This window comes from Paenacidovorax caeni (assembly GCF_001298675.1).
In the GTDB taxonomy this organism is placed as follows: Bacteria; Pseudomonadota; Gammaproteobacteria; order Burkholderiales; family Burkholderiaceae_C; genus Paenacidovorax; species Paenacidovorax caeni.
Map to the genome: position 1 here is coordinate 1 of NZ_CYIG01000081.1, position 6,393 is coordinate 6,393.

At 62.1% G+C, this 6,393-nt stretch carries 4 protein-coding genes and 3 pseudogenes; 2 read left to right on the forward strand and 5 right to left on the reverse strand.

The window, feature by feature from the left end; all coding sequences use genetic code 11:
- Window positions 1–89: 89 nt before the first annotated feature.
- Window positions 90–1,073, reverse strand: a complete 984-nt coding sequence (locus BN2503_RS18340) for a TniQ family protein (protein WP_054258049.1) — start codon at window positions 1,071–1,073, stop codon at window positions 90–92.
- On the reverse strand, window positions 1,073–1,360 hold the full coding sequence (locus BN2503_RS18345; protein ID WP_139235583.1) for a helix-turn-helix domain-containing protein: 288 nt from the start codon (window positions 1,358–1,360) through the stop codon (window positions 1,073–1,075). Before BN2503_RS18345 ends, BN2503_RS18340 begins: the two co-directional genes overlap by 1 nt.
- Before the next feature lie 259 nt (window positions 1,361–1,619).
- On the opposite strand from BN2503_RS18345, the gene BN2503_RS18350 reads away from it, so the two are divergent.
- Both BN2503_RS18350 and BN2503_RS21120 read left to right on the forward strand, forming a co-directional pair.
- On the forward strand, window positions 1,620–2,174 hold the full coding sequence (locus tag BN2503_RS18350) for an HsdM family class I SAM-dependent methyltransferase (protein WP_054258051.1): 555 nt from the start codon (window positions 1,620–1,622) through the stop codon (window positions 2,172–2,174).
- Window positions 2,162–3,736: pseudogene (locus BN2503_RS21120) on the forward strand (type I restriction endonuclease subunit R); the annotation flags it as partial. The gene BN2503_RS18350 and the pseudogene BN2503_RS21120, both read left to right, overlap by 13 nt.
- Before the next feature lie 639 nt (window positions 3,737–4,375).
- On the opposite strand, the pseudogene BN2503_RS21125 reads toward BN2503_RS21120, so the two are convergent.
- The 3 genes and pseudogenes from BN2503_RS21125 to BN2503_RS18365 all read right to left on the reverse strand — a co-directional run.
- A pseudogene (locus tag BN2503_RS21125) lies at window positions 4,376–4,558 on the reverse strand (winged helix-turn-helix transcriptional regulator); the annotation flags it as partial.
- Between the two features lie 198 nt (window positions 4,559–4,756).
- Window positions 4,757–5,347, reverse strand: a complete 591-nt coding sequence (locus BN2503_RS18360) for a plasmid pRiA4b ORF-3 family protein (protein WP_020228945.1) — start codon at window positions 5,345–5,347, stop codon at window positions 4,757–4,759.
- A 24-nt stretch (window positions 5,348–5,371) separates the two neighbouring features.
- Window positions 5,372–5,866, reverse strand: a pseudogene (locus tag BN2503_RS18365) (IS66 family transposase); the annotation flags it as partial.
- Window positions 5,867–6,393 lie beyond the last annotated feature (527 nt).

Here is a 6,393-nt window from a genome sequence, read left to right on the forward strand (position 1 = left end):
AAGCTGTTCTACCTGGCCCTGCGCAACATCAGCCAGAAGTGGACCATGCCCATCCGAGATTGGAAGGCCGCGCTGACCCGATTTACCATTCAGTTCGGAGACCGCATCTCCGTCAATTGAAGTCCGAACCGTTTACACAAAAATTCGGACACGCCCATCCTGGGGCTGGCCTCCAACGTCGAGAGCACCTGGTGCATTTCATCAGTCTTGTCCCACAAGACCGTGATGGCGGTCAGATAGGCAAAACCACTCGATGGCACCGTTCGCGAACCGAGGACGCTGTCCAGGCTGAAGAAGAACTCGCCGGTTGATTTGGTCATCAACTCCGGCCAATGCACGGAAATCCATTCGTCTGGCGCTGTCAGTCTCACCCAGTCGCTCAGGTTGGGTCTTACGCCTTTGATGCTGGCCCTGATGCCCAAATGTTTGGCTCGCGTGGACAACGCGCTGAAAAGCTCAAGCGATGGCAATGGCCCCTTGCGTTGCAACATGGCGCAGGCCACTTCCCCAAGTCTGGCTTCGAAGTCAGTCGGCGCCCGAGCGCCAAATCTCTCGGGTTGGACCTCGCCTGCAGCAAGCCATTGGTGTGGAAGCTGCATCCATGCCGTGCTGGATGTGACCCTGAGCAAGGGCGTTTTGTGCACGACGCATGCATCGATACCCGCCAAGTGGTGTGAGCGCCTGAACCAGCTGAAGTGCCAGTGTTGAAGATCCTCCTCAGCGCATTGGGGGCAAATGCAGGCGTATGGCTTCTGGGTCAGCATGCCCAAACGCTTGCTGTAAGCCGTGGCTTGCGGCGATCCATACGGATGCAACGTTGCCGCACGAGCTGCGACCCTCAGCACGCCCATCATGCTGTGTTGCTGGGCATAGAACTGCGGGTCCATACCCACCACCAAGGCCAGCTGCTCCAGACGCGGCACCTTGCTGCGTTGTGGCGCTTGCGCCTTCAGGGCATCGGCAAGCCACCGGTCAAACTCCGCCGGGCTATCGAGTCCCATGAACATGGCCATACGGCCAGCGTGGGCGATCGCCGGCTCGTCCGGCATCGGCTGCACAACGTCATACCTCATCACTTGCTTCTCCCCGAAGCAGGCAGCGCCTGCAGCAGCTCCAGTTCGGCGACAGCCTGCCGCGCCAGGTCCAAGGCTCGGTCAACCGGACGACCTTTCAGGTCGGACGTCTGCGGCATGGCGGCCACGATCTGCAGACATCGCGTGATCACATGAGGGGGCGCACCCAGGGTCTCGCGTTCATAGCGGGACAGGCAAGAGCGATCACAACCGAGCGCCTTCGAAAACTCCGCCTGGGAGCGCTCGCCGCGCGCCGTCCTGATGAGCTCTGACTGAGACTTGGGCATCCACATATGTTCGTATATTACACAATGTGCTTTTATTACACATATCTCGGAGTGTGCGGTCGTAGCAAGCACCCTAGAGCGTCGCCTTCACAGCCAGCCAGTGGCCTTAGGATCAAGAAGTGAGCAACGCCAACGCATCTGATTCAGCCCAAACACCATCGGGCCGAAACTTCCGTCGCAGAGAACAAGGTGTGTTGGCCACCGGAGAAGGACCCGAGCCATTGGTGACGAACCGGCGATCTGACCCCACCCCTACCTGATGCGCCACTTCGCCACCGAAAGTGGCAAGAGCAAGGGCCAGTTCTACACCCCCGCCGAGGTCAGCCGCGTCATGGCCCAGGTGCTCGGCATTGCCCAGGCCAGGACCAGCCCCGACACCACGGTGTACGACCCCACCTGCGGCTCCGGCTCGCTGCTGCTCAAGGTGGCCGAGGCCGCGCCCACGGCCGTCAGCGTCTACGGTCAGGAGAAAGAAGAAGTCACCAGCGGCCTGGCCCGCATGAACATGATCCTGCACCACAACCCCGGTGCGGTCATCGAGCAGGGCAACACGCTGGCCGACCCCAAGTTCCTCGACGGCGACCAGCTCAAGACCTTCGACTACGTGGTGGCCAACCCGCCGTTTTCCGACAAGCGCTGGAGCACCGGCCTGGGCGGCGACAAGTACGAGCGCTTCAAGGGCTTCGGCACCCCGCCCGATAAGCAGGGTGACTACGCCTACCTGCTGCACATCGTGCGCTCGCTCAAGCCCACGAGCGCCGGCCCGACATCGTGCTGTACCTCAACGGCATTGCGGTGGGTGTGCTGGAGCTGAAGAACAGCTGTGTGGGCCTGGGAGAAGGCATCCGCCAGTGCCTGTCGAACCAGTTGCCAGAGTTCAACGACTGGTTCTTCAGCACCATCCAGCTGGTGATGGCGGGCAACGACTCGGAAGGCCTGCGCTACGGCACCATCGAGACGCAGGAAAAGTACTTCCTGAACTGGAAGGAAGACGAGGCCGACAACGCGGGCTACAAGCTCGACAAGTACCTGGCCAAGCTGTGCGGCAAGGCCCGGCTACTGGAGCTGGTGCACGACTTCGTGCTGTTCGACGGCGGCATCAAGAAGCTGCCACGGGTGCACCAGTACTTCGGCATCAAGGCGGCGCAGGCGCATGTGCAGCAGCGGCGCGGCGGCATCATCTGGCACACCCAGGGGGCGGGCAAGAGCATCCTGATGGTGCTGCTGGCGCGCTGGATTCTGGAGAACAAGCCATCCGCGCGCGTGGCCATCATCACCGACCGTGAAGAGCTGGACGAGCAAATCGACAGGGTGTTCAAAGACGCTGGTCAGGTCATCCAGAGAAGCAAGAGCGGCCGTGACCTGATGGCGCAACTGGCGCAGCCGAATCCGCGCCTGCTGTGCTCGCTGGTGCACAAGTTCGGCCGGCGTGATGTGGACGACTTCGAGGCCTTCATCCGCGACCTGGCCGCGCAGCCGAGCCAGACGCAGGGCGAGATCCACGTCTTCGTGGACGAGTGCCACCGCACCCAGGGCGGCAAGCTGCACCGGCTGATGAAGGCCATGATGCCCAACGCGGTGTTCATCGGCTTCACCGGCACGCCACTGCTCAAGAGCGATGCGCAGACCAGCCTGGAGGTGTTCGGCGGCTACATCCACACCTACAAGTTCGCCGAAGCGGTGGAAGACGGCGTCGTGCTGGACCTGGTGTACGAAGCGCGCGACATCGACCAGAAGCTGGGCAACAACGAACAGATCGACCAGTGGTTCGAGGCCAAGGCCAAAGGCCTGAACGACTGGCAGAAGGACGAGCTGAAGAAGCAGTGGGGCACGATGCAGAACGTGCTCAGCTCACGCGCCCGCATGGACCGAATCGTGATGGACATCATTCACGACTTCGCCGTGAAGCCTCGGCTGTCCAGCGAACGCGGCAACGCCATCCTGGTGGCGTCCAGCATCTACGAGGCCTGCAAGTACTTCGTGCTGTTCGGCAAGACGGTGTTCAAGGGCCGCTGCGCGGTGGTCACGTCGTACAACCCGCAGGCGTCGGACGTGAGCAAGGAAGAGACCGGCGCCAACACCGAGAGCGACAAGCAGTTCATCTACAACACCTACACCGAGCTGCTGAAGGACGTGGTGGCCGAACCCGGCAAGACCAAGACCGAAACCTACGAGCAACAGGTCAAGGACCGCTTCATCAAGGCGCCGGCCCAGATGAAGCTGCTGATCGTGGTGGACAAGCTGCTGACGGGCTTTGACGCGCCGCCTTGCACTTACCTCTACATCGACAAGTCCATGCAGGACCATGGTCTGTTCCAGGCCATCTGCCGCACCAACCGGCTGGACGGTGAGGACAAGGACTTCGGCCACATCGTCGATTACAAGGACTTGTTCAAGAAGGTGGAGAAGGCGATTGCCGTCTACACCGCCGAGCTGGACCACAGCGCGGGCGGCAGCGACCCGGACATCCTGGTGAGGGACCGGCTGGAAGCCGGCCGCGAACGGCTGGACGACGCTGTGGAAGCCCTGGCCTTGTTGTGCGAACCAGTGGAACCGCCCAAGGGCGACCTGGAACACATCCACTACTTCTGCGGTAACACCGAGATTGCCGACGACCTGAAGGCCCGCGAGCCACACCGCGTGGCGCTCTACAAGGCGGTGGTGGCGCTGGTGCGTGCCTACGCCAACCTGGCGGATGAACTGGAGGCGGCCGGCTACACGCCCGAGCAGATCGAACACCTGAAGGGCCTGCAGAGGCACTACCTGAACCTGCGCGAGATCATCCGCAAGGCAGCCGGCGAGACGCTGGACCTCAAGCCCTACGAGGCGGACATGCGCCACCTCATCGACACCTACATCGAGGCGCAGGCGCCGCGCAAGATTTCGCCGTTCGACGGCGTTGGTCTGCTGGACCTGATCGTCAAGACCGGGATTGCCGATGCGATTGCGGAACGCCTGGGGGACATGAAGGGCAACCGGGAGTCGATTGCCGAGACGATCGAAAACAACGTCCGCAGCAAGATCCTGAAGGAGCAGCTGACCGACCCGTTTGGCGTAGTGCGGCTCAGCCTCGCCTGCGCGCAGGTACTTGCGGATGGTGTTGCGCGAGAGGCCCGTGCGGCGGGCGATCTCTCGGATGGACAACTGCTCTCGCAGGGCCCAGCGCCTGATGACACTCAGTGTTGCCACGTGTATCACTCCTGGTCTCCTGCTGCTTAAGAAAGCAGCAGGCTAGGGTTAGTACGTGGATCAGATTTAGATGGAAATCCTGGGGGTTAGTGGGTCACTTCTGCGTGGAAATCAACACGCGTGTACGGCGACTCGGCCTACGCCGGCCAGAAGGCTCTGATCTGGGGTAAAGCGTAAGCGTCCGGCCAACCCATCTTGACCGGATGACTACAGGCGCAGCTTGCGCATGGCGGCATTGACGCCATTGAGGTCGAAGCCCGCTGGATCGAAGGGGCCACCATTCCATTTCCACATGTCCAGGTGCTGCGGATGCACTGGGTCCGTGATGGCCTGCAGGAAGTCGCTGTAGCCAGGTGGGCCACCCACGTCCTCGGGTGGGCAGGCATTGGCGCCCGCCACACACAACGGCCTGCGATTCTTCTCGCCAGGCTCCAAGGTGGCCTCCACCCGGATGCGGTGGCGCCAGTCGTCACCGAAGTCGTAGGTGTAGATGAACTCGCCGGTGCCGTCCGCCAGCACCGCCGCCAGGTCACACAGACGCTCATCTCGGGTCTCGATGCGGGAGGACCAGTCCGGATCAGAAGCGGCGTAGCGCACCTGGCCCACGGTGAAGGCGTGCAGGTGCGCGTTCTTCCAGCCCATGGCCGTCTGGATGACACGGTCGAGCTTGTCCAGCGTCAATGTGTCGGGCACCCACAGCCGCCGCCAGATGGCCGGCTCCAGGTATTCCAGTTCAACGTGCAGTTGATAGACGCGCTGCGGGGTGGAGGAGCGCCGAGGTTTCTTGAGCGTGCTCATTCCCCAAGGCTACCAGCCCTGGCGTCAGGTCGCGGGTTGCCAGCAATGCGGCAAGAGCTCCTCGATACGGCTGGCCCTATGCGTGGGCAGCCGTGTGAGGACGTCCCTGAGATAGGCATACGGATCGTGCCCGTTCATGCGCGCCGACTGGATCAGGCTCATCACCGCCGCCGCCCGCTGGCCCGCACGCAGGCTGCCGGCAAACAGCCAGTTGTTCCTGCCAATGCCGATCGGTCGGATCTGGTTCTCCATCCAGTTGTTGTCCACGGGCAGTTGGCCATCATCGACGAACCGGGTCAACGCCTCCCAGCGCCGCAGGCTGTAGTCCAGTGCCTTGGCGGTGGCCGATCCATCCGGCACCTTCTGGCGCTGCAGCTGCATCCATTCGTGCAAGGCGTCGAGCACCGGCTGGGTCTGCCTGCGCCGAATGTCCCGGCGCAGCGTGGCATCGAGCTCCCTGACCTCGCGCTCGATGTCGTAAACCCGGGCGAACTGCTGCAGCGCGAACTCGCTGCATTGCCGCCACTGGTCAGCAGCCGTGACTCTACCAATCGACAGGTACCGATTTCTGAAGGTCAGTATCTGCAACCGTCACATGCTGAAGTCGGCTCTGCAGCGGTTGTCGCCCTTCATCGACCGCACTCCAACGACCGGTGAGTGCCACGCTGCGGACGTCTGCCGTTCGGTCAGCTCGATTCCGGCTCTAACTCCTGTGAATTAGGTTGCGAATCGATCTAGCGTTTCTGCAAAGCTCGTCACGAAGCGCTCCAAGCATTTAGCTTGGGGTTCGCTTGGTTTGCTTCCATCTGGACGCACAAGGGCACGCCGCCTTTGTAGGAAACAGTGGCCGAGGCGCAGAGTGAGGGCTCGGCAAAGTGGCCATAGGCTGTTAGCTCGCCTAGGGAAGGTCTGCAAAACCCAGTCCGCCTGCGTGTCCGAGCTGACTGAGGCACGTTGAGTTTCGCGATGCGGATCGAAGCGACGATGGCAGCTCGATTCGCCGGCAAATTCCGGCGTTATGAGCCAGCGGCACGCCCATTTGACGC

Coding starts and splice junctions, on each gene's coding strand:
- BN2503_RS18340 (WP_054258049.1), bottom strand. CDS start 1,073: ATGAGGTATGACGTTGTGCAGCCGATGCCGGACGAGCCGGCGATCGCC.
- BN2503_RS18345 (WP_139235583.1), bottom strand. CDS start 1,360: ATGCCCAAGTCTCAGTCAGAGCTCATCAGGACGGCGCGCGGCGAGCGC.
- BN2503_RS18350 (WP_054258051.1), top strand. CDS start 1,620: ATGCGCCACTTCGCCACCGAAAGTGGCAAGAGCAAGGGCCAGTTCTAC.
- BN2503_RS18360 (WP_020228945.1), bottom strand. CDS start 5,347: ATGAGCACGCTCAAGAAACCTCGGCGCTCCTCCACCCCGCAGCGCGTC.